The organism is Microcoleus sp. LAD1_D3 (assembly GCF_036702135.1).
Taxonomy (GTDB): Bacteria; Cyanobacteriota; Cyanobacteriia; order Cyanobacteriales; family Microcoleaceae; genus Microcoleus.
This window is the reverse complement of record NZ_JAUBSB010000018.1, coordinates 1-23169: the sequence shown is the minus strand read 5'-3', so window position 1 is coordinate 23169 and position 23169 is coordinate 1. Positions and strand designations below refer to the sequence as shown.

General features: G+C 46.0%; 25 protein-coding genes and 3 pseudogenes. 12 read left to right on the top strand and 16 right to left on the bottom strand.

Annotated elements, in window-relative coordinates:
- Positions 1-118: 118 nt before the first annotated feature.
- Positions 119-1117, bottom strand: coding sequence for a DUF5357 family protein (locus QUA74_RS12980; protein WP_333329155.1), 999 nt, complete (start codon positions 1115-1117; stop codon positions 119-121).
- 5 nt (positions 1118-1122) lie between these two features.
- Positions 1123-1641 carry a filament integrity protein FraC gene (gene fraC, locus QUA74_RS12975; RefSeq protein WP_333329152.1) on the bottom strand — a complete coding sequence of 173 codons (519 nt, stop codon included), beginning with the start codon at positions 1639-1641 and terminating at the stop codon, positions 1123-1125.
- Positions 1642-1868: 227 nt separating this feature from the next.
- Here fraC and QUA74_RS12970 point away from each other — a divergent pair, with 227 nt between their 5' ends.
- The 3 genes from QUA74_RS12970 to QUA74_RS12960 all read left to right on the top strand — a co-directional run bounded on the left by QUA74_RS12970 (position 1869) and on the right by QUA74_RS12960 (position 5996).
- Positions 1869-3002 (top strand): cob(I)yrinic acid a,c-diamide adenosyltransferase, encoded by a 1134-nt coding sequence (locus QUA74_RS12970; RefSeq protein ID WP_333329149.1) that lies wholly within the window; start codon positions 1869-1871, stop codon positions 3000-3002.
- 464 nt (positions 3003-3466) lie between these two features.
- The gene (locus tag QUA74_RS12965; RefSeq protein ID WP_333329146.1) at positions 3467-5452 is read left to right on the top strand and encodes a calcium-binding protein; all 1986 of its coding nucleotides are present in this window, start codon (positions 3467-3469) and stop codon (positions 5450-5452) included.
- A gap of 397 nt (positions 5453-5849) precedes the next feature.
- Entirely contained in the window at positions 5850-5996 is a 147-nt protein-coding gene (locus tag QUA74_RS12960) for a DUF4926 domain-containing protein (RefSeq protein ID WP_333039385.1), read from the top strand.
- A 245-nt stretch (positions 5997-6241) separates the two neighbouring features.
- Here QUA74_RS12960 and QUA74_RS12955 read toward each other — a convergent pair whose 3' ends face one another.
- From QUA74_RS12955 to petN, 4 genes and pseudogenes are all read right to left on the bottom strand, one after another.
- Entirely contained in the window at positions 6242-6430 is a 189-nt protein-coding gene (locus QUA74_RS12955; protein ID WP_333048102.1) for a CsbD family protein, read from the bottom strand.
- A 91-nt stretch (positions 6431-6521) separates the two neighbouring features.
- A pseudogene (locus QUA74_RS12950) lies at positions 6522-6759 on the bottom strand (DUF167 domain-containing protein).
- Positions 6756-7355 carry a DJ-1/PfpI family protein gene (locus tag QUA74_RS12945; RefSeq protein ID WP_333329143.1) on the bottom strand — a complete coding sequence of 200 codons (600 nt, stop codon included), beginning with the start codon at positions 7353-7355 and terminating at the stop codon, positions 6756-6758. The pseudogene QUA74_RS12950 and the gene QUA74_RS12945 overlap by 4 nt, the downstream one beginning before the upstream one ends.
- 223 nt (positions 7356-7578) lie before the next feature.
- A complete protein-coding gene (petN, locus tag QUA74_RS12940) occupies positions 7579-7668 on the bottom strand; it encodes a cytochrome b6-f complex subunit PetN (RefSeq protein ID WP_071883976.1) in 90 nt (29 codons plus the stop codon).
- Positions 7669-7750: 82 nt separating this feature from the next.
- Here petN and QUA74_RS12935 point away from each other — a divergent pair, with 82 nt between their 5' ends.
- Positions 7751-8230 carry a hypothetical protein gene (locus QUA74_RS12935; protein WP_333329140.1) on the top strand — a complete coding sequence of 160 codons (480 nt, stop codon included), beginning with the start codon at positions 7751-7753 and terminating at the stop codon, positions 8228-8230.
- A gap of 142 nt (positions 8231-8372) precedes the next feature.
- On the opposite strand, the gene QUA74_RS12930 is transcribed toward QUA74_RS12935, so the two are convergent.
- The 7 genes and pseudogenes from QUA74_RS12930 to QUA74_RS29870 all read right to left on the bottom strand — a co-directional run.
- Positions 8373-9047: an SDR family oxidoreductase gene (locus QUA74_RS12930; protein ID WP_333329137.1), complete on the bottom strand. Its 675-nt coding sequence runs from the start codon at positions 9045-9047 to the stop codon at positions 8373-8375.
- Between the two features lie 161 nt (positions 9048-9208).
- On the bottom strand, positions 9209-9820 hold the full coding sequence (locus tag QUA74_RS12925) for a class I SAM-dependent methyltransferase (RefSeq protein WP_333329134.1): 612 nt from the start codon (positions 9818-9820) through the stop codon (positions 9209-9211).
- 123 nt (positions 9821-9943) lie between these two features.
- On the bottom strand, positions 9944-10987 hold the full coding sequence (gene bioB / locus QUA74_RS12920; protein ID WP_333329132.1) for a biotin synthase BioB: 1044 nt from the start codon (positions 10985-10987) through the stop codon (positions 9944-9946).
- 17 nt (positions 10988-11004) lie between these two features.
- Complete coding sequence (gene bioA, locus QUA74_RS12915) at positions 11005-12309, bottom strand: adenosylmethionine--8-amino-7-oxononanoate transaminase (RefSeq protein ID WP_333329129.1); 1305 nt, start codon at positions 12307-12309, stop codon at positions 11005-11007.
- A gap of 205 nt (positions 12310-12514) precedes the next feature.
- Complete coding sequence (locus tag QUA74_RS12910) at positions 12515-13927, bottom strand: adenylate/guanylate cyclase domain-containing protein (RefSeq protein ID WP_333329125.1); 1413 nt, start codon at positions 13925-13927, stop codon at positions 12515-12517.
- Positions 13928-14171: 244 nt separating this feature from the next.
- Positions 14172-14906 (bottom strand): annotated as a pseudogene (locus QUA74_RS29875) (adenylate/guanylate cyclase domain-containing protein); the annotation flags it as partial.
- A 120-nt stretch (positions 14907-15026) separates the two neighbouring features.
- Positions 15027-15527: pseudogene (locus QUA74_RS29870) on the bottom strand (Tll0287-like domain-containing protein); the annotation flags it as partial.
- Positions 15528-15945: 418 nt separating this feature from the next.
- Here QUA74_RS29870 and QUA74_RS12900 point away from each other — a divergent pair.
- The gene (locus tag QUA74_RS12900; RefSeq protein ID WP_333329120.1) at positions 15946-16731 is read left to right on the top strand and encodes a class I SAM-dependent methyltransferase; all 786 of its coding nucleotides are present in this window, start codon (positions 15946-15948) and stop codon (positions 16729-16731) included.
- 109 nt (positions 16732-16840) lie between these two features.
- Complete coding sequence (locus QUA74_RS12895; protein WP_333329117.1) at positions 16841-18199, top strand: FAD-binding oxidoreductase; 1359 nt, start codon at positions 16841-16843, stop codon at positions 18197-18199.
- 282 nt (positions 18200-18481) lie between these two features.
- Here the strand turns inward: QUA74_RS12895 and QUA74_RS12890 are convergent, their stop codons facing one another.
- A complete protein-coding gene (locus QUA74_RS12890; RefSeq protein ID WP_333329114.1) occupies positions 18482-18865 on the bottom strand; it encodes a hypothetical protein in 384 nt (127 codons plus the stop codon).
- Between the two features lie 361 nt (positions 18866-19226).
- Complete coding sequence (locus tag QUA74_RS12885) at positions 19227-20117, bottom strand: ABC transporter permease (protein ID WP_333329111.1); 891 nt, start codon at positions 20115-20117, stop codon at positions 19227-19229.
- A 139-nt stretch (positions 20118-20256) separates the two neighbouring features.
- Between QUA74_RS12885 and QUA74_RS12880 the strand changes: the two genes are divergently transcribed.
- From QUA74_RS12880 to QUA74_RS12855, 6 genes are all read left to right on the top strand, one after another.
- Positions 20257-20616, top strand: coding sequence for a DUF6972 family protein (locus QUA74_RS12880; protein ID WP_333329108.1), 360 nt, complete (start codon positions 20257-20259; stop codon positions 20614-20616).
- On the top strand, positions 20579-20836 hold the full coding sequence (locus QUA74_RS12875) for a hypothetical protein (RefSeq protein ID WP_333329104.1): 258 nt from the start codon (positions 20579-20581) through the stop codon (positions 20834-20836). The genes QUA74_RS12880 and QUA74_RS12875 overlap by 38 nt, the downstream gene beginning before the upstream one ends.
- Positions 20837-20926: 90 nt before the next feature.
- Entirely contained in the window at positions 20927-21298 is a 372-nt protein-coding gene (locus tag QUA74_RS12870) for a hypothetical protein (protein WP_333329101.1), read from the top strand.
- Positions 21295-21717: a putative toxin-antitoxin system toxin component, PIN family gene (locus tag QUA74_RS12865; protein ID WP_333329097.1), complete on the top strand. Its 423-nt coding sequence runs from the start codon at positions 21295-21297 to the stop codon at positions 21715-21717. The genes QUA74_RS12870 and QUA74_RS12865 overlap by 4 nt, the downstream gene beginning before the upstream one ends.
- Before the next feature lie 71 nt (positions 21718-21788).
- Positions 21789-22268, top strand: a complete 480-nt coding sequence (locus tag QUA74_RS12860; RefSeq protein WP_333329095.1) for a DUF433 domain-containing protein — start codon at positions 21789-21791, stop codon at positions 22266-22268.
- A complete protein-coding gene (locus tag QUA74_RS12855) occupies positions 22258-22548 on the top strand; it encodes a type II toxin-antitoxin system PemK/MazF family toxin (protein WP_333329092.1) in 291 nt (96 codons plus the stop codon). Before QUA74_RS12860 ends, QUA74_RS12855 begins: the two co-directional genes overlap by 11 nt.
- On the opposite strand, the gene QUA74_RS12850 is transcribed toward QUA74_RS12855, so the two are convergent.
- The gene (locus QUA74_RS12850) at positions 22529-23074 is read right to left on the bottom strand and encodes a DUF4917 family protein (RefSeq protein WP_333329088.1); all 546 of its coding nucleotides are present in this window, start codon (positions 23072-23074) and stop codon (positions 22529-22531) included. The two genes, QUA74_RS12855 and QUA74_RS12850, sit on opposite strands and share 20 nt — an antisense overlap.
- Positions 23075-23169: the final 95 nt, after the last annotated feature.

Here is a 23169-nt window from a genome sequence, read left to right as displayed (position 1 = left end):
AGGAAGAAGGAAGAGGGAAGAAAGAGGATTTTTTCCATCTCAGACTCTCACACTCTCCCACTCTCAGACTCTTCCACTCTCCCGCTATATCGATCGCAATTAGTTAACAGAGACCGAATCAAACTTGAGTGTCCCCCGCCGTTCCATCTTTTTTCTGTCCGGGTTGAGAGCGTTTGATGGCATCGCAAGTTACAGTCGCCCTATTGGCTATCTCGAACACCTCGCAAGATTTGGTAAACGAATATATTTCCGGTCTAAAAACCACCCCCAGCCAAGTTGCCTGCATCTCTAACTGATAGCGGGACTCTCCTTGGACGATCGCAGTTTTAACATCCCACCTCGCATCTTCTGCGACTACCCCAGTTGTTTTTAAGGCTTGATTCTTCAGAAAAAATCGCTGGTTGTCAATATCTATTAGCATTTGCTCTACCTGCGCCCACGGTTTTGTGCGGGCTTCATTTCGCAGGTATCGCTCCATTTCATTGAGGATGACAACTCCTCGGGAGCGATTAATAGTTGGCTGTTGAAATGTCACCACATAATCGCTTTGCCTGAAATTTTCCGATAAAACGCTCGGATACTGTTCTATCCAGCCTTGGATTAAAAAGTGAAATGCAAACCAACAGGAAAAAAGCAGGTGAACTAGAGTAATCATCAAAAACTGAGGGCGCACCAACGACCTGATACCTTCCCGTTTTGACTCGCTCTTCCAAATCTGTATGATAGCAAGGACTACTACTGCTATAAGTGGGCCGGATATCCATGCTATTTCCTTCCTATCCGACGGCAATCTTATCAGTAACCACAAGCCAATTAAGAAGCTTGTCACCCACGGACTGAGACTTACTCCTTTAATCACAAAAGGTTGCTGGCTGGTCAGCAAACCCATTGAAAGTGTAAATAATAACCAGCTCATATCAAAAAGCAGAGTTCTCGTCCGCCAGTCAGTGACTGCCGCCACTGTCAGCAAAGCTAAAAAGATGCTGAGCAGTAAAGGCGTCTTCCAGTGGACAACTCTAGGCGGAATCATCGCCTGTTGGAATTTTTTATTGGTTTCCGAAAGGTTTTTCCTCAGCTTCATGAGTTGCTGAGTGGCATCAAAAAATTGCTTCATCATAAATTTCAATAGACGCTTTGCAAAAACAACACGGTTAAAATAACGACATTGCTAACAGTGTGGGCGATTAAAATTCCCCCAAACTGGGTAGTTACTTGAAAAGTTTTTTGGGGAGGACGGCGGGTGAGGGTGGGTGGCCCTATAAACTGAGGTTGGGAAGCTTTTTTATTGCCGGAAACCATGTTTTCTATGATTTCTAATCCCTGCCATTTAGCTAGAAAAGTTACTGCTAATACTGAGAGTGCTATCATAGTTATTGGAGCGTAAACATTATCCCCACGTCCTAATAAAATATAACCGATAAGCTGTTCCCGCAATTCTTTGCTAAGAACGCTTTCAATGCCGAAGAAAACTAACCAGCCTACGCAAGTGCAAGATAGATTGAGTATGGCTGTATATTCAATGCTGGTTTTGGGGCCGAGTTTAAGTAGTTTTTGCAAAAACCACGATTCTATCGCGATCGCCAAAAACATAATTAAAATTTGCACCAAAACAGTCCTAAATGGGAAAACACTCGCAATCATAAGCCTTTAGGTATATCAGTCCGTGTTAAATTTTAATTGTACAGCACAAACGGAATAATCTTAACCGGAGGTTTGAGCGCCTGATTCCGTTAGATCGCTGCTTAAAAGATTGGGGGTTAGAAGTTATCGTATAATCTGTTGAGATCCGCCAACAGAATGGAAAAATTAAACATTCAAGGCGCGCGATCGAATACCCACCCCGATACAGACTCAAATAACTGCTGATTATGGTAAGGAATGGCATTGGTATTCGGACAGCCTCATCCCGGTCGGAACGCGCCGCGGGTCAGATTCACGTCTACGACGGCGCTGGTAAAGGCAAGTCTCAGGCAGCTTTGGGAGTAGTGTTGCGGTCGATCGGGCTGGGTATCAATTCTGACTCGCCCACGCGAGTCTTGTTGCTGCGCTTTCTCAAAGGCCCCGGCCGCTCCTACGACGAAGACGGGGCAATAGAAGCCTTGCAACGGGCATTTCCCCACTTGATCGACCAAGTGCGTACCGGCAGATCCGAATATTTTGGGGCCGAAGCAATCACCCGCTTCGATCGCGCCGAAGCTCAGCGAGGCTGGGATATCGCCAAAGGAGCGATCGCCAGCGAGCTCTATTCCGTCGTGGTACTAGACGAACTAAACCCCGTATTGGACTTGGGTTTGCTGCCAGTTGACGAAGTAGTCCAAACCCTCAAAAACAAACCAGAATATTTAGAAGTCATCGCCACAGGCCGAGCGGCCCCGGAAGCTTTGCTGGAGATTGCCGACTTACACTCAGAAATGAAGCCCCACTATCACCCCGCAGCGGCAGAGCATCATATTTCCGGTATCGAAATATACACTGGAGCGGGGAAAGGCAAGTCTACGAGCGCTTTGGGCAAAGCTTTGCAGGCAATAGGTAGGGGTATCAGTCAAGACCAATCTCACCGGGTGTTAATTGTGCAATGGCTCAAAGGTGGCAGCGGTTATACAGAAGATGCGGCGATCGCAGCTTTGCGCCAAAGCTATCCGCAGCTAGTAGACCATCAGCGGTGCGGCCGAGATGCTATAGTTTGGCGGGGGCAACAGCAAGAGCTAGACTGCATAGAAGCAGAACGCGGCTGGGAAATCGCCAAATGTGCGATCGCCAGCGGCTGGTACAAAACGATTATTCTCGACGAACTCAATCCCACAGTAGACTTAGAACTGCTGCCGGTAGAGCCGATCGTCGAAGCCCTGCTACGCAAGCCGCGGGATACAGAAATCATTATCACCGGGCGCTGCCACAAACCCCACGCTTACTTTGACTTGGCAAGCGTACACTCCGAGGTATACTGTCACAAACACTACGGCGATCGGGGCGTAGAACTAAAGCGGGGCGTAGACTTTTAAAGCCCGGAGCGGTTGGCGAGTTCAATCCGGGCCAGAATTATTAAATGACGGCCCTGCCTGGAAAACCGGAAATTGCCACAAAGCCTTGTTACCAAGTAACAAATCTCCCAATTTCCCTTGTCTTCCGGATCACCCAGATCTGCCTTTTTTAATCTTTAATTTCCTCCCCCGGACGCGATCCCCGACCGCCAATCCCGAATGGAACATTAAGAATATCAGCCGCGTCTTATGGAGCGTGAGCACCTGAGACAGTGCACCAGGATTATTAAAGGGTGAAGACTTTGAAAATAAAAGCTTACAAGCAAAAAATCCGCGAGGGAGAAAGTCTAGACAGGGTTAAGGCCAGTAGGCTAGACTTGCGGCTGGCAAACAGGTTAAACTACAGCGGAATCCAAACATTCGGTGTTCTAGGCAGTGTCTGTAGTCGCACCAGCGATGACCAACAAGTAGAGGAGTGAAGCTTTATGACAACGTTAGATGACAATCCTAATCAACTAGATTTAAACCTTCCGGGACTAGGCCCGGATACAGTATTCGCCGGAGCCGGGGCGGATTTCGTTAGAACTTCCACCCTGGGCGGCAGCTTAATATTTGGCCAAGGCGATAACGATACTCTGATTTCAGTTGGCCCGAACGATACCATATACGGCGGCGACGACGAAGATTCAATCAGATCTCAGCGCACTCCGGCTTTGCTGTTTGGCGACGCAGGCTCGGACACCATAGTCGCTGAAGCCCGCGCTACCCTGGCCGGCGGCGAGGGAGAAGACTTCCTCCAAGGTACTGTCGAAGCTAACCTGATGTTTGGTAATCAGGGCGCAGATACGATGCTGGGAGGGGCGCAGAGAGGAGATTCCCTCTACGGCGGTAAGGACAATGACGCGATCGGCTTCTTCATCGCAGGCGGTGGCAACAACCTTTCTTTAGAGGGTGGCTTGGCTATTGGCTTCGCTGGCAATGAAGGCAGCAACTACTTGCGGGGTGATTTGGGCGACGACTTGGTTGTAGGTATCAATGTAAGAGACAGTCTCTTTGGCGGTAGAGGCAACGACACCCTAAGAGGTGTGGCCAGCAACAGCTACCTGTCGGGCGATCTGGACGACGACATCTTGGTCATTACCAACAGTACGCAAAGCAGCCCATTTACTTCCTCCGTCATCACGATCGGAATTGAGAGAACCACCTTGATTGGTGGTGGCGGTAACGATTCTCTCACCGGCGCGATCGGCGAGTTTGGCGGCGGCAGAAACTTCTTTGAGGGCGGCGACGGTAACGACACTATCAGCGTTTTTGCCACTTCTGATACCGCGTTGGGAGGTGCAGGCGACGACTTCATCGTGTCGGCGTCGGTGCCGAATGTAATTTCGAGTGTAGGCGCCTCCAGTTCCTTTCCAGGCTTCGCGGGTCGCAACTTGCTCGACGGCGGAGTGGGCAATGACACGATCGTCGCTGCCTTCTCCAGTGATACAATGATCGGCGGCGAAGGCAACGACAGCCTGAGCGGTACCTTTACTAATGCAGCCGGTGGAGATGGCAACGATACTATCAATGCTACCGCTGCCCGTTTTGCTGGTACTGGTACTGCTTTGATTACTCTCGAAGGCGGGCTGGGCAACGATCTGTTAATTGGCTACACCAATCCTACTGGCAGCTTCACCGTCACCAACCTCATGAACGGTGGCGAGGGAAGTGACACCATCATCTTTGGCAGCCAGCGCGATCGCGTGATTGGCAACTTTGCGGGTAACGACTTCATCTCCTACGCTAGCGGCGTCACCTTTGCCGGCACAGTCGCCAACTTGATTACCGATACCTTAGGCAGCAACTTCATTATTGGTGGCAACGGCACTGATGTCATAACTACTGGTAACGGGGATGACATACTGTTCGGCGACACATCCAATACTACCCTCGGAGGATTCGGGGACGATACCTTAAATGCCGGTGGCGGGAACGACACCATGCTGGGCGGCTTTGGGGACGACTATTTAATCGGGGGTGACGGCAACGACTCTCTCGGTGGCGGGCCTGGTGCTGACACGCTGATTGGCGGATCGGGCAATGACAGCTTCTACTACAACAACTTCGGCGAGGGCGTCACGATCGGCCCCGGCGGCCTTCCAGTGGGTACTGAGCCAGACCAAATCGGCGATTTTGTCGTCGGTCAAGACAAGTTTATCTTGCAGTTCAACGGCTTCAACGGCTTGAGTGCAGTCGAAGGTACGAATCGACTTTCTTCGAGGTCGTTCTTGGTGCTTGAGAGTGGGACTTACACTAGCCAGTTTGGTCCAGCCGGGGCTGGCGCCTCTGAGGCGTTCCTCTTTTATCAAAATGCAGACGGACGACTAGGATTTGACCCTGACGGTACTGCTGGTTCTAACCCAGGCGTGACGCTGGCAATTCTGAATAACAGACCGGGCATTACGGCTGCTGACATTACCCTGATTTAATTTGGGTAAAAGTGGGTAGGGTCGATTCTGAAACATCGCCCTACCAACTCTCAAAACTAATTGTGCTATGTTCCGAGCTGGGGATATCCATCCCTGGCTTTTTTATTGGCATTGGGAATTGGGCAATTTTAGATTTTAGATTTTAGATTTTAGATTTTCGATTGATTGGTAATTTTAATCGAAAATCGCCAATCTAGTGAGGCATGGGGCGGGTTCACCGGTGAATTTTGCCATGCGCCAATAATCTTTAGAACTGACGCATCAGAACCAAAGAAACCGGGTTTTTCACTCCTAATTAAAGGCTGGGGTGCAGTATTTCGGTAAAAACCCGATTTCTACCTCCAGGACTAATCTTGATAACTCTCCCCCAGCCAAGTCAAAAAGTGAGGTAAAAACAATGAAAACAATTAAAGACCTAGATATTGTTGCTTTAACTGAAGATTTAGAAGCAACCCATTTTGAAACAAAACAAATCATTAAATTATATAAAGGACAAGTAGGAACAGTCGTGATGGAATTTGATGGCAGTGCTTTTGAGGTATAATTTTCTTATCAAGATGGCACAACTTATGCAAGGGAAACAATTCCAGCCACAAAATTAATGCTTTTGCATTATGAATTACTAGAATCTATAGGGGCGGTTCGCCGGTGAATTTTGCCACGCACCAATAATGTTAATAAACCCACCCCAAGATATTGGTACAAATAATTTAGGCTCAGTATAAAAAATCCCGCAAACATATCGCTTGCGGGATTTAGTAGGCAGGAAACTTGTAGCGAATACTGTTACTAAGCTCGGTCTACAATCTCTTTGGCTTTATCTTTGAGGTCTTCTTTCAGGTGAATTGCTGATGCTTGGTCTTGCTTGGCTTGACCTTCTAATTTATCTTTCTGATTGCCTGTAACTTCGCTAACAGCTTCTTGGATTTTGCCTTCAATATTCTTCGCTGTTGCTTCGACTCTATTTTCAATGCTCATAATTTTATATTCTAACTCTACAACTACTAATATATGATTTTAAAGTTGAGTCTGTATCTCTCTTTAGATAGATTTGTTATTACCTTTATTTCTAAGTTGCAGGTTCGATCGCAAATTCGACAAGTTTATTGCGGGAGGAAAAACCGGATTTAATGCCGATCGCAGATTTCGGCACTTTAAACTTTTTCGCCAACAGCATGATTAATTCTTGATTGGCTTGTGCGATCGACGGGCGGCGACTTGAGATGTATTGTGAGGCTGCCGTCTGGTTGTTCTGCGATGCTTTGCTGTTTGCAATTCGGTTTTACTTTGACTGTGAAAATAGTCATACCTCGACTTTCTCTGAATGTTCGATCTTCGTTCCCAAAACTTTCAGGAATTCAGCTAGCCAGTTAGGATGTGCTGGCCAGGCGGGGGCGGTGACTAAATTGCCATCAACTACGGCTTCGGTAACGGGAACTTCTGTATATTTGCCGCCGGCCCGGAGTACGTCGGGGCTGCAAGCGGGGTATGCGGTGCAGCGTTTGCCTTCGAGTACGCCTGCTGCTGTTAAGACCTGTAAGCCGTGACAAATAGATGCGATCGGCTTTTTGCTGTTGGCAAAGTAGCGGGTAATTTGCAGCACTTGTTCGTTGAGGCGGATGTATTCTGGGGCGCGTCCTCCGGGGATAATCAAAGCGTCGTAGTCAGTCGGGTTGATTTCGTCAAAAGTCGCGTTTAAAGTGAAGTTGTGACCGGGTTTTTCGCTGTAGGTTTGATCGCCTTCAAAGTCGTGAATTGCAGTGCGAATTGTTTGGCCTGCGGCTTTTTCCGGGCAGATGGCGTGGACGGTGTGACCTACCATTTGCAGTGCTTGGAAAGGAACCATTACTTCGTAGTCTTCTACAAAGTCGCCGACTAGCATTAATATTTTTTTGGCTGTCATGTTTGCAATTGGGCTTATTTCGTTTTGGTTAAATCTGAGATGTTGCACCATTGTCAAGAACCAACGGGCAAGATGCCCGTTCCACAAAACTTAATTTTCTTGTGGAACGGGCAAGATGCCCGTTCCTAAACAAGTAATTGAGAATGGTGCAAGATATCAGTTAAATAGGATTAAAAAAAATGCGGGGCAGTTAAAAAGCTTGCCCCGCAAGCTATTGTGAAATCTAGAAACCGTTGCGTCCCCAAATGACCATTGAAATTGAGAAGGAGAACAGAACTAGCACCGAAACCCAACCGAGTGACAAAATATCCATAGCTATTTATTGAACAAACTGTACAAAGTGACTCCAAACCTTATGATAAGTCAATTTGAGCCATTTTTGAAATGAGGGCGCTGTGAAGGACTCGTCAAATTTTAGTGCCGCTGAACGGGTAGAATCTTTGAAGGCAGGGAGTGTTGCTGCTTTGTCTTGTTTGCTGGGTTTTGGGGCGATCGCCCTTGGTAATAGCTTAATTCTGGCGGATAGGTTCGATTCTCTGGCGAGTTTGCAGGTAAGGGAAATTGACCTAAATTTTGCCTTCAGAGGGACGATCGCACTTTTGGGCGGTTTTTTGTTCGGCGTGACTTACCGCTATGCGATTCGCCGAGATGTTAACCCGCAGCTTAAATCGGGTGCGGTGTTGGCTTTTGGGTTGGTGCGGGCTTTTGGACAATTGGATGCTGGATTGTTTTTTGAACCCGGGAAGATGCCCGCCCTACAGGAGTTATTGCCGTTTGCGGTTCGCGGTGTCGAGAGTGTGGTATTGTTTGTGATCGCGGGTTTGGTTTTGGATTGGGCGATCGGGCGATCGTGGATTAAGCCTTTCGATTCTTGAGTGCCAAATCTTGCAGCATTTTTAGGAACAGGCAAGATGCCTGTTCCACAAAAGTTCAATTTTCCTGTGGGGCGTTGCTCCTAGCCAGCCCAAAAAATACAATTTAGATGGGATACAGCTTATTTTTGCGCTAAACCCGCCCCTAGAAAGTTAATACCTCAAATTCTGAATGGCCGTAAACCATCTGTTTATCTACCGCCGACACAACTTTATTGTTAGCAGCATCCGAAACTAAACACTGACAAACTAGCTGCGCTACATCCGCCCGGTGGATCGTTCCAGAAACTCGACAATCTTCTGTTAAAATACCGTTGCCTGTTGCAGGTTCCGATTTGAGTCCGCCGGGACGAATCACTGTATAAATCATCCCGCTTGCTATCAAATGATTTTCGGCTTTTTCCTTTTCAATTAAAACCGGGCGCAAAGTTTCTAAAGCTTGGGGCGGCAAAGCGCCGACACTATTACCGCTGCCGATTGATGAAACTAAAATAAATTTTTGCACGCCTGCTTTGACAGCCGCATCAATCAAGTTTTTGTTGCCCAAATAATCGGCTCTTTCTCCATCTTTTGGCAAGCCGCCAATTGTGCTGATTACGGCATGAATTGGATCGCCGCCAGCCATCGCAGCTTCCATAGCTGCTGCATCCAAAGCATCCCCAGTCACGACTTTGATGCCCATTGCTTCTAATTCGGTGCTGGTTGCGGGCGATCGCAAAAGTGCAGTTACTTGCATCTTTTGTGCTGTCAGACATTTCGCGATTTCTAAGCCGACTCCTCGACTAGCACCAGCTAAAAAAATGTGGAATTTCTCTGTCATATCAATTTTGATTTAATGGGTGCAGAAATTGGTTTATTTTACTGTGGATTATACAACCATCCTCTGTCACTTGGTGAATTATTTTTTTATTTAACCGCAGAGGGCGCAGAGGAAGAGAGGGGAATGATTGGCAATTACCGATTGCCTATTTCCAATTTACGTTAGATTTTTCTGCCCACTATTACTACCCAAGATTGAGCTTCGCGCGGTAAGCCGGGGGGGCGATAGTAGTGATTGACAATTGCAAATCCTGTTTGTTCTAAACAAGGCGCTAAAGTATGATATTCCCATCCGGCAGTATAGCGTTTTCCCGTTGGTCTCTCGTCGTATCCCTCCCAATTTCCCCGGCACATTGACATGACAATTGCACCGCTAACAACTAAGGCTTTGTGCAAATCTTGCAGCACTTTCACCATCTCGTCGCTGGGAACGTGAATCAGGGAAGCATTGGCAAAAATACCGTCAAATTCTGCCTCGGGCAAATCGAGATTCAGAAAAGATTGTTGCCAAACTTCGCATCCTGACAACTCTTTTGCTATTTCTACAAAAGCTGGAGTTGCATCTAAGCCTACAACTGTGTGTCCTTGGCTTTTAAAGGCAACCAAATCTCGTCCCGGGCCGCATCCTATATCGAGAATTTTACCGGGATTGCGGGGCATGGCAGCGGTCAATGCGGATCGATTTTGGGATACGTCGTGATGCCAAGTTCCCGCTCGGAAAGATTCGGCAGTTAGCTGGTATTCTGCGATCGTCACTTCTTCGCGTTTGTCCACAATTCCTCCTCTTGTATTATTTGACAGTTGAGTCAACCTTAGGGACACGGCAGTGCCGTGTCCTACTCTATTTCATCTGCCGTGTCCTACTCTATTTCATCCGATTGAAAACTGGTATAAGAGTTAAACAGCCAGGGTTTTTTGTTCAGATTTGGTAACTGCTGAATCAACTTCTAAGAGAGAACCTTCGGGGGATTCGATCGCAAATCCCGCATCTCTAATCATGTCCCAATCTTGATGGGCAGCTTGTCCGGGAGTTGTCAGATAATCGCCAACAAAGATAGAATTAGCGGGGTAGAGTCCGAGAGGTTGCAGCGATCGCAAATGCACCTCCCGTCCCCCAGCAATCCGAATTTCTTGACTGGGAAGCAAAAATCGGAACAAACAGAGAATTCGCAAACATTGGCGGGGAGTTAACCTGTTCACATCTGCAAATGGCGTACCGGGAATCGGAATGAAAAAGTTGACCGGCACGCTAGTAACGCCCAAATGGCGAAGCGAAAGCGCTAAATCGATCGCATCATCATCCGATTCGCCCATCCCCAAAATTCCGCCGGAACAAGTTGTGATTCCCGCTGCTTTTACGTGTTCGACGGTTTCAACCCGATCGCCAAAAGTGTGAGTGGTGCAAATGTCCGTGTGATATGATTCGGAAGTATTGAGATTGTGATTTACGCGATCGACTCCAGCTTTAGCCAAACGATGAGTTTGTTCCTCGCTCAACAATCCCAAACAAGCACAAATTTTCAGGTTATAATTTGCCTTCACAGTCTCGACAGCATCCAAAACGCGATCGAAAGTAGATGCGTTAGGTTGACGCCCCGAAATCACCAAACAAAACGTACCTGCTTTTAAATCTGCGGCGCGTTGGGCGGCATCCAGAATTTTTTCCTTAGCTAAAAGCGGATATTTCTCAATTTCCGCACTCGAAATTTTTGACTGAGAACAATAATGGCAATCCTCAGGACAAAGGCCACTTTGAGCATTTAACAAATAGTGCAGCCTGACTCGGTTTCCCCAGTAGTGGCGGCGCACCCGATAAGCTGCGTTTAGTTGTTCCAGCAAAACCTCATCCGGTGCGCGCAATACGGCTAAAGATTGCTCGCGAGAGAGACATTTGCCCGCCAGCGCGTCGTCAGCCAAATCGTTCCAATTGGGTAAATTCATTACTAAAATTAAAGGGTTTACAGAGTATCCAAAACCTGACGAATCACCCGATAAATCGATTCTAGTTCATCAGGAGAAATGCAGTAGGGAGGCATCAAGTAAAGCGTATTTCCCAAGGGGCGGAGCAAAAACCCCGCTTCGAGAAATCTGGCTTTCAATACAGGAGCGATGTCATTAAAATAACCAGAAACGCTTTCGGTTTTCACATCCATTGCTGCGATGGTGCCGCAAGTCCGAATCCGTTCGAGTTTAGGATGATTTCTCAGCCATTGATTCAGATATTGGCGGTGCAGTTTTTCCATCCCTTGATAAACATTTGGGTTTTGCTCCAAAAGCTCCAAAGATGCTACACTCACCGCACAAGCTAAGGGATTTCCGGTGTAAGAATGACCGTGAAAAAAAGCTTTGTCCCATTCATCTCGCCAGAAAGCTTGATAAATATCCTCCGATGCCATTGTGACAGCAATTGGCAAACAGCCACCAGACAATCCTTTAGACAAACACAGGATATCCGGTGAAGTTGCAGATTTAACCGAGGCAAACAGTTCACCCGTGCGCCCAAAACCCGTCATTACTTCATCGTAAATCAACAATACATTAAACTGGCGGGCAAGTTGTGCGATCGCCCGCAAAAACTCAGGGCGGCACATTCGCATCCCCCCAGAACCTTGCACCAAAGGTTCGATAAAAATTCCCGCATAGCCGCCCTGCTTTAACAAAAACTCCAATTTCTCTAAACTCGCCGCCTCCTTGCTTTCCACCTCGCTGTCGCCGTCAAAAGTCGCGGGAAAAGGAACAACATCTCCAGCAAACATTAAAGGTGCAAAAGATTCCCACCACAGCGAACTTCTGCCAGCAGACATCGCGCCCACAGTATCGCCATGATAACCTCCCTCAAAACTAATAAAGCTAGTTCGGTTAGTTTCTCCGAGATTGCGCCAATATTGAAATGCCATTTTTAGAGCTACTTCAACAGCAGTCGATCCGTTATCAGAAAAGAAAATTCGCGTTAAAGAAGCAGGCGTATGAGTGAGCAATTTACTCGCAAGTTTCTGGGCAGGTTCGTGAGTAAATCCGGCAAAGATTACATGTTCTAACTTTTGAGCTTGTTCGTAAAGAGCCTCAGCGAGAACCGGATGGCTGTGCCCGTGAACAGTCACCCACCAACTAGAAATGCAGTCAAGAATTTGCCGCCCGTCTGCTAATTCCAGCACCGCTCCTTTGCCGCGAATTACCTTCAGTGGCGGGGCAGCCGTTTTCATTTGCGTGAAAGGCTGCCAAATCGGAGAAATTGAAGAATTATGTTCCTGATTCGCAGTCATTTTTACCCATACAGCTAATATCAAGTCGCCTTTTAATATAGCAATTTTTACTCACTTATGAACTTTTTATTTCTTCTTCTCTTCCTTCGTGTCCTTCGCGTCTTAGCGGTTCGTTCAAAAAAAATCTAGTTGGGTGTTGATGGCGGCTGCCCTGCAACGTCTGCCGCCATATCACGTATTCGCGGGCGATGGTTAAAATTGTCAGTTACAATTTTCTGCCTTTGAGCAAATAAGTCGTCATAGATCCTTTGCCTTTAACATTAATTTTACCGCGCTTTTCCAACAAATACTTATCGCACAGCAACTCATAAGTTGAGTTGCTAACTTGAATTTTACCAGGAAGTCCCTGAGATTCCATGCGGCTTGCTGTATTCACAGCATCTCCCCACAAATCGTAAATAAACTTTTTAGTGCCGATGACACCTGCTACAACAGGCCCAGTATTAATGCCAATGCGGATATTGAGAGGTTTACCGCATTCGTCGCGGAATTTCATAATTTCTTGCTGCATTTCTAGAGCCATTTCGGCAATAGATTCGGCGTGATTTGTACAGGGAAGCGGTAAACCGCCTGCTACCATATAATTGTCGCCGATAGTCTTAATTTTTTCTAAGCCGTATTGTTCGCTTAAGCGATCGAAAGCTGAAAATATTTTGTTAAGCAATTCGACTAATTCTTCAGGAGACGTGCGCGAAGATATTTCGGTAAACCCCACAATATCAGCAAATAAAACCGTAACCTCGGCAAAGCCGTCCGCAATATTTATATGACCTTGTTTTAGGCGGTCGGCAATCATTACAGGTAATATATTTAGTAATAAACGTTCCGACTTTTCTTGTTCGGCGCGCAATACTTCCTCAGCTTGTTTCCGCTGTGCAATTTCCTTGTATACTCGGTGAAACATTTGATTGAATGCGACCATGAGTTCTCCCAACTCGTCATCGCGCTTGACAGACAGAGAGTAGAAATCAGGTTGTTCTCGATCTTTGCTCAAAGCGTCTCCGGCAGCGATCAAGTCATCGCGCAATCTCAAGATAGGTGCAATTACTGTCACCCCTAAAAAAAACATAGTCACAGAAGTGACAAAGGCTGATATAATGATGACTAGAACAGCAACCCGTCCGATAAATGCGTAGAGTTCCGGCTGAACTGTGGAAGCATCGTGACGCACAATTAAGATATAATCGCCTCCAAAATGTCGCTCCGTCCAAGCAATATCGTAGCGCTTGCCATCGAAATTGTGATTGTGAACTATACGAGATCTGTTTAGTTGCTCGAAACGGATTTCTGGCGGTTCGCCAAGTGTATATATGAGCTCACCGTTAGCCTGGTAAATAGATAATCCTAAAACTACTTGAGAGTCCTTAGTAATATTTTTGACTTCTTCTTGCAAGAAAGTGCGATCGGAAATATCTTGTTGGAGCAAAAACTCTAGGGAATCCACAGTCGTCCGAGATACCTGTTCCAGTTGACTTAAAAGTTCATTTTCACGCCGAAAATAAGAGGGAACTAAAATAATTCCCTCTATGACAAGAATGCTAGCAAATACCCACAAAGCTATTTGCCTAGACAAGCGAGATTTGAAAAAACTCAAGAATGATAAAATCCGCACGAACATAAAATTTACTATTTGGCAAAGGGCGAGTTTAGGGAATAGGAAAAAAACCGGGTTTCTGGTAATCAATTTTGGGTGTGTCAACGAAGCAACCGCGCAAAAACCGGGTTTCTCACATCCCCTGTGTAATTCCTGTAATTGTCCGTAGTCAACAGCCAGCAGGCATTAACGGTTAGTTCTTGGCTAACCACTAACGACGGATGACTCGCGACTAACTAGCAGACCCCTTAATAATATAATAAACAAATTAAACCGAAACTGCGCTGACTAGCCTGGCTGCAAGCAGATAAGTATTCATATCGCCCTTGCCTTTGACGTGGATAATTCCTCTGTCTTCAAACAAATACTTATTTTGCAAGATATCGTAAGTTGATTGTGTGACTTGAATCGCGCCGGCAATCCCGTGGGATTCCATGCGGGCTGCTGTATTGACGGCATCGCCCCAGAGGTCGTAAATAAATTTTTTAGTGCCAATAACCCCGGCAATTGCAGGCCCGGTATTGATGCCGATGCGAATGTTAATGCCTGCATGATGTTTGGCATTAAATTTTGCTAATTCGTCCTGCATATCTAAAGCCATTTCCGCAATGCTTTCGGCGTGGTTGGTGCTAGGATTTGGCAAACCTCCCACTACCATGTAAGCATCTCCAATTGTTTTGATTTTTTCCAAGCCGTACTTTTCCGTTAAGCTATCGAAGGCTGAAAAAATTTCGTTTAGAAAATTGAGCAGTTCTTCGGGAGATATTTGTGCTGAAAGCACGGTAAAGCCTACGATATCTGCAAACAAAATTGTGACTTCTGCGAAGCCGTCAGCAATACTGCTTTGACCGTCTTTTAACTTGGTAGCAATGGATTGGGGTAAAATATTGAGCAGCAGGCGATCGCTCTTTTCCTGTTCTTTCAGCAATTCTACATTAGTTTCTTGCAATTGTGCCGTGCGTTCCCTGACGCGCTGTTCTAATTGTTTAGCATTTTGGCGCAACCTGCTGATAGCTAAAGTTAATCCTGTTACCCCTAAAACTGAAAGACCTACTAACAGTAAAAACAGGTTTTTAAGTTCACTTTGAGTATTTTGAGTGATGGTATCGAGAGGTTGAGTAATTTCTAATATTCCCCGTACATCTCCCACTTTCCAATCAGTCTTAGGACTGTCGCGGTGAGTATTGTGACAGTTAACGCAGCTAGAACTTAGAAGATCTGCCTCGGCATATCGAAATGCTGGCTTGCCGCGAAAATCGTCACGGCGGAAAAACTTTTGTGTCGGATTTTTTGTCAAATAGGTAATAGCTTGCCGTTCAAAATCGTCTCGGACTCCGCCTTCTCCTCGCCGCCAGGGAAACGGGTAGTCGCTGTAGACACGAAGTGATACTTCGGGATTTTTATTGGTGATCTGGTTGCCGAGTTCTATTAAGAAAGTGGCCGGTACGGGAACTGTTACTTTTGTCGGGTTGTAGTCGTGGGTAAAGTTAATCGCTTTAGCGGTGTTTAGAGGATTGACAACATCAGAACTGTAAAGGGTGCGGGCTTCTTTAACTGCTTGGGCATAGAGGGTGGCATTTTGGAGGGCTTGCGATTCGATTAGGGTGGAGGAAAGACGATACATATTTGCCATCGCTACTCCTACACCTACACAAAATAAAATTGTCAGCGCAAGCAGAATTCGCTTATAAATTAATTGGCTGATGGCAGCCCGACTGCGAGAAATCAACTGGCGCATGGTATCCTCAAGTGTGAGGTTTAATCTTTATTTCAATTTATGCACTACTAACATAACACTGGTTGTTCAGACTGTTTTGCTGGCCTCCGGGGTAAAGCAAGACTCTCTGAGTGCAACCGAGGGTTAATTATTGTTTACCGCGAGTGTTTCGCTTATCCGTAAGAATACCCATAACTTTATAGTGGTTTTCGGTTGAGTGAAGTACAGATGATCGAGTAAGGACACCGCAGTGCCGTGTCCCTACTTCACGCACTTTTTGTTCTATCTCGGTTAGGATAGCAATTGTAGTCTATGGTTGGCGATCGTGAATTCTGACTCTACTGTCTCACCGACGGGCAACGAAATTTTTCCGGGAGAAGTTTTCGTCAATACTGCTAATTTTGATACTGGCATTCGGCGACTTTTACCTAAATATGACGAAATGCTGGATGTAGTAGCAGGCTGCATTGCTAACACAAACCACCGCATTTTAGAACTCGGCTGCGGTACGGGGGAACTCACTTTAAAAGTTCTCAAACGCTACCCGTCTGCGGAAATAGTTGCTGTCGATTACTCGCCGCGAATGCTTGATTTTGCCCGCGCCAAAATAGAGTCGGCAGGATACGCAGCCCGGTGGACTGGTTTAGAAATGGATTTTGGAGAATGGGCGAACAATCCAAATTTCTCAGGCTTGGGCGATAAATTCAATGCTTGCATTTCATCTCTGGCAATTCACCATCTTGAGGACGAGATGAAGTTAAAATTGTTTGAACGCATTCGCGGAAGTTTAAATGCTGGTGGCTGTTTTTGGAATGCCGATCCTCTTTTAGCAGAATCAGCAGGAATGAAAGATATTTATCAAGCGGCGCGAGAAGAGTGGGCGCGAAATCAGGGGGAAACGTTAGCACAAATTCGGGCAAATGTGGGGACGAGTGTCTCTTACGGGTATTCTAATCCCGATCGCCTAGCTACACTTTCGGCACAGTTGGAAATGCTGGTAAAAGCTAGATTTGACACTGTTGCAGTGCCTTGGAAATACTACGGTATGGCGGTGTTTGGGGGATTTGTTAATGGAGAAAAGCAGTCCTGGAGGCAGAACTTCTATGTGTAGGGTGCGCGCATAAGCACCTTACTGCTTAAATAAAGATGGCAGTTAGTGTTTTTGGTTACTAAGTTCGGCTTGAAAAAATATATAATACTGTCAGGATTTAGGAAACAAAATGACTGCAAATGCGATCGAAAGTATTGACTGGGATGCTTTTTCTTCGGAACTATCGGGAATTGAAATAATTAGCGATCGCGCGCAAGTTGTCAAGCTATCTCAAGACTATTATCACTTCAGTCCAGTTTTGCAACCTCTCTTAAGTGATAAAATAGGAGATTTAGTAGTTCGTCCCGCCAGCGAAGCCGAAGTTTTGCGGATTGCAGCAGCCTGCGTCAAATCCAAAATTCCGCTAACTGTCAGAGGTGCAGGAACGGGCAATTACGGGCAGTGCATTCCCCTCAAGGGTGGCGTCATTTTAGATACCACCAAAATGCACAGTATCCGCTGGATAAAACCGGGTTTAGCTTGCGTAGAACCAGGGGTGAAAATGTCGGTTTTCGACAAACAAGCGCGAGAAACTGGTTGGGAATTGCGGATGGTTCCGTCAACCTATCGCACCGCAACGATTGGAGGATTTATCGGCGGCGGTAGCGTGGGAATTGGTTCGATAACTTACGGGCAATTGCGCGATCGAGGAAATCTTCATGCCGTTCGAGTCGTTACAATGGAAGACGAGCCCCGCGTCATCGAATTGCGCGGCGATGAAGTGCAAAAAGTCAATCACGCTTACGGCACAAATGGGATTATTACTGAGTTAGAAATTCCCCTCGCCCCTGCTTATCCTTGGGCGGAAATCATCGTCGCTTTTGACGATTTTATGACATCGGCAAACTTCGGTCAAGCTTTGGGCGATGCTGACGGAATTATCAAAAAACTAATTTGTGTTTGTGCTTGGCCGATTCCTGCTTATTTTGCTGCTTTCCGCGAGGAGATTCCTGAAGGTAAGCACTGCGCTTTGTTAATGGTAGCTGAATCTTGTCTGGAACCGCTGCAAGATTTGGTGGGCGAATATGGCGGCACAATTTGCTATCAAAAAAACGCGCAAGCAGCGAGCAAAGGTGCAGCCATTGCTGAATTTACTTGGAATCATACAACTCTACACGCTCGCAGCGCTGACCCTTCTCTGACTTATTTGCAGACGATTTTTCCCGCCGATCGAGGTTTGAAATTGATTGAGGAACTGTACAATTATTATGGAGATGAGGTGATGATGCACTTGGAGTTTTTGCGGATGAATGGGAGGGCGATCGCGGCGGCTTTGCAAATAGTTCGCTACACTACGGAATCACGGCTCAATGAAATTATTCGCTATCACGAAGAGCAAGGCGCACTAATTGCTAATCCTCACACTTATATATTGGAAGATGGAGGGATGAAAAGTATTAATGTGGAACAGTTGCAGTTTAAAGAGTTGGTCGATCCTTACGGTTTGCTTAATCCGGGTAAAATGCGGGCGTGGTTGGAACGGGATTAAGGGCGATGGTTTTTAGATCGTTCGGCGGTTGAAATCGCTGCTAAATAAACGAAGTCCGGATGGTGCGCGGACTAATAAATAAAAGACCTCTTGCAAAAATAACTAGGACGGGCTCTTCGGCCCATCCCACAAGAGTTATTTTTTCTTGTGAGATGGGCCGAAGAGCCCGTCCAATAAATTTATGAAAAGGACTTTTGCAAGAGGTCTAAAGATTAAAACTCGGCGCTTGAAACCGCTGCTAGACACACGAAGTCCGGATGGTGCGCGGACTAAGAAAGCAATTTAAGGGACAGGGGCGGTAATTTCTGTAGGTGCGATCGCCCCTTCAGAAGGTACAGCTTGCTTTTCCAGTAGTAGGCGCTGTTTGTTCCGATATTCTGTGGCCGCATCGTTCAAATTTTGGCGCTGTTCGCTATTAAATTCTTCCATGCTGCGGCCGCCTCCCAATCTGGATCTGTGAATTAAATCAAATATTGCGCTTCCGCTGCTTTGGCCGGAAAATGGGTCGGTATTGTCTTGAGTTTGAAAGTCTTGCAGCGGTTGGGCATTATTTAAACCGCTGGCTTGAGCGAAGCTTGCTTGAGGGGAAAACAGAGCACAGGATGCGATCGCGCTTGCAGCAATCCCAATCATCAATTTGCCCGATTTGGAAGTTTTGGTGTTCATAATTTATTAGTTGAACCTTCAAAAAAACAATTCTATCTAAACAATATTCTGACTTGCGACTAAATATTATATTACTTCACTGGGGCTCAGGAGACGGCAATGCCCATTGGTGTCAACTTAAGCTTTTAGTCCGCCAGTCCTGCCACTCACCCGGCAGTCCGCCAGGGAATGAATTCCCTGTCTCATAGCTAAAGTCCTCTCAAAGAGGACTGGAGAACTCATTAGTCCTATGCAAGGACTTTGGCTTTGAGGCTCTTGTTTCAACCCCTGACGGACTATCGGTTTTACGTTAAGTTGACACGACGAAAGGCACGGCGCCATGTCCTAGAATTGACGGTGCAGGTGAAACGATCGCCCTGCCCTATGCAAACCGGCGTCGCAGCAGCGGTTGAATGCTCAGCAGCGCTACGACATCAAAGGCTAGCAATACTAACAGCGCTCCTCCAAAGGTAACATTACCCCAAGGAGCGTGCATCACGACACTGGCGAGCGACCAATCGCTGTGCAGGTACAGGTAGCGGATGGGTTCGATCGCATAACTCAGAGGATTGAGAGTCACCACAACTTGCAGCCACTCTGGCATAAATGACAGCGGCGCGAGGGCGGTGCTGGCAAATAACAGCGGCAGGTTAGTAACAAAAATTACCGCAATTAATTCTACGTGACCGGGAAGAGCGAAGGCTAAACCCAGACTCAAGCCGGTGACGCCCAAAACTAATAGTAGGACAATTAGGGCGATCGCCCCCAGTCCGGCAATTCCGGGGAATCCCGCGCCCAAAAACGCGCCCGCTGTAACGATTGTGCCGGTTTGGATAAAGCTGAGGGTGACGATAAAAATAGCCGAAGCCAAGACTATCGAAAATCTGGAAGCCAACGGCGCGACTAACAGGCGGTTGAGAAATCCGAACTCGCGATCGAACATAATCGGCAAACCAGCATTCAGCGCCCCGGCAAAAGCAGTAAAAACGATTACACCAGCGCCGAGAAATTGTCCGTAATTCTGGCTTTCGCCGAACAAGCCGGCGGGTGCATTTTCAAACAGAGCTCCGAACAAAACCAACCACATAAGCGGCTGAATAATGCCTGCAACTAGGGTGGAGGGGCGGCGCTGCAATTGAATAAACAGGCGCTTGGTTAAGGCGAGTGTTTCTTGGATGAAGTCGCCCAGCAGGGAACTGGAAGTGTCAGCGGATGCCGTGGAGAGTGGCCGCTGCTGGTTGAGGTTGTTGGGGGATGTAACAGTACCGCTCATAATTGCTTGCGCTGATTTTGATTAAATCTAACTCTCTTTACAGTAGCAAGTCTGGAGGTATTGGTGGTGTTGGGCGGGCGATCGCTTTTTGTGTAGAGTTTGGGTAAACTGAATATCATGTTACCTGTCTAATTAGTTGATGAGTGGCATTAACCGCGAACTAACACCAGACGCTAGAAATAGTTTATTTGACAAACATCTTCCCGGTACCTCACAGGTGGAACGACTGCTAAGGAAAGAGGGAAAAGCTCATGTTTCCAATGACAGAGCTACACTAGATGCAGTGACGGAAGCTATTATAGACAGAGGATATCTGACAGGAGTTGAGGATGAAACCGATGACTATGAACGTTATGGACTCTACTTTGACGATGCGATAGGCTATCAAGTTAGAGCAGATGGTAGTCGCATTCCTCTTTATTATGCTGAAATAAAAATTATCAAAGGAACAGATACATATCATGTTATCCCACGCACCAGACCTCGCCGAACAAATTAATGATTGGGACTTTATCGAATTGTGGGTAGATCCGATTGTTTTTCTCCCTCGTATTTTGATGTTAGTGAGTGGAAAGAATGGAGGTTTTTGTATTTATGACCCATCAGCCAACTATAAGTCTCTGTTTTTAACTTCAAGCTATGATGAGGCTCATTCATGGCTTTTGGAAGATGAGTATGAGCGCTGCGAGGGTCGGCTTTTAGCGGAGGAAATTGCTTGATTTTTGCCGAGAAGATATTGTGGTAAAATTAAGTATAAGCTCTCATTAATAATGCTAAATAAAAACTTGATTTACTAGGAGGATAAAGCTATGTCATCAAGGGCGATCGCAACTTTGGTCAAAATCATGGAATCTTTGCCAGAAACTCTGCAAGATAGAGTTGTTGAACACCTGCGAGAATACATTCTGAAATCAAATATTACTGTTCCTGTCAACCCCGACGGTAAGTTAGAAATTCCCGCTGAGATTGAGGCTCAACTGAAGCCTGGGGATCGATATGCAGTTACAGTCACAGGAGATAGTATTGTTTTTGAGAAGGTAGCAGGTTTCGACTGGGAGGAACTACGACGGCGTAGAGAGTCTTTACCCCTCGATCCTAATCCGATGACAATGGAGGAAATTTGCGAACTTGTGCGGGAAGTACGTCGCGATAAACGTTTGGAAAGAGAGTCGCAACCATGAAAGTTGTACTGGATACTAATATTTTTATCTCAGGGTGGTTGTGGGGAGGTAGACCCGATAGAGTATTAAAATTAGCAGAAGTTTATCTCATTACTGTGTGTGCTTCTGAAGAGTTGCTTGATGAAATGCAAAGCACATTGAGTCAAGATAAATTTCTTTCTAAACTTCAGGCTTTGAGAGTGAATCTCAATGATTTAATGAGCGGAACACGAGAGTTAGTGGAGATTTATCCGATTTCCACTATCAACGTGCCTGAGTTACGAGATGCTAATGACAATATGGTTTTAGCAACTGCCCTCGCTGCTGATGCTGATGCAATTGTTACGGGCGATCTGGATTTGTTAGTGTTGCAGGAATATGAGGGGATTCCTATTGTTACGGCTAGGGAATTTTTGGAGCGTTATTTTCCAGAAAATTAGGGGGCGATCGCTCTTGCTGTGACAGTGCTATCCTAGATAAGAGAACAATCAGAAATTGGCGGGAAAAAATCTTGTCAACTATCACCGATATAGGAACTTTAATTAGCCGTCAGCCTGACATACATGGTGGCTGTCCTATTATTGCCGGAACTGGTGTTACAGTCCGGCGCATTGCTATTTGGTACAAGCAAGGTTTGAGTCCAGAAGAAATTGTCGATCGCATCGGGCATTTAACTCTCACCCAAGTCTATGCAGCTTTGACTTATTACCATGCTAACCGAGAGGAAATTGATGCTGACATTGCAGCCGAAGCAGCAGAAGGCGAGCGAATAGAAGCATTGATTTGCGATCGTAAGATTCAAAATCAGCAGATGGATATAGCTTTAGAAATACCAACACTAGCCGACTATCCCAGTCGCAGAGAATTTATGCAATTGCCGTTAGAAGAGAGGCGAAATATTTTAGAAAGACAAGCTGAGGTAATGTTGCAACATTACCAGCAAGATAGAGAATGGCAAGAATTAGAAGCCGGAGATTTAATTGACTACTAACTCTCCTTCTCCTAAACGGGGTGATATTGGGTTACCTAATTTTGACCCAACAGTGGGAGCAGAAATCAAAAAAATCCGTCCGGCTGTAGTGGTAAGTTCTGATAGTGTTGGTAAATTACCACTGAAATTGGCTGCACCTATCACAGATTGGAAAAAATATTATGCTGGCAATATCTGGCACGTTAAGATTGAGCCAGATATTGCTAAATTCTGTTTAAATGTCAACAAACACCGAAAGCAACAGGAACGATTAAGCTCTATCAGTCTGCTTCTATCCTGATACCAGGAGAGCATAAAGGATGAGATTTTTCGTCAAAAAACTGTATGTCGTCTGGCTTCATTACGCCTTCCCAATACTTGATTTGCTGAGCTACATCTCCATCATCTACTATGGAAATAGCTACTGTCTGAGGGCTTGATTCAACAATTGCATCTAAAAGGTGCTTGTTAAAATCATGATTTTTATCCAGCAGATTTTTATCAAGGTTCAACGGGTTGCCAAGTACAACAAGTTTATCAGTGTTTTGTTTGAGCCTGTTATAAGCAAAAAACAGATAATCGGAGTTGCGAATGAATTTGAGTTTGTCTCTCCATGTACCTTCGGCAATGAACAAGGGTCGGAAATTTGGATCGCTCCAGAGTTGTTTACATTGTTCTAAGATGTTTTCTCCTTTATTGGTAATTTTTAGGATTTTTTCTCCTTGAGAATATAGGTGTAAGCCCCCATGAATATAAAAAAACCTTAACGTTGCATTCTCAGGGCAGAAATCTTCCTGGAATTCCTTACCTTTAAAGTAGTCTCGCAACCCTTCAGGAGGTCCATCTGACCAAAAAAACGGGATTCAAGCCCCGTCCTTCTAGGACGGCTTTTCTTGATTTCTAATATATTCCTTCAAAACTT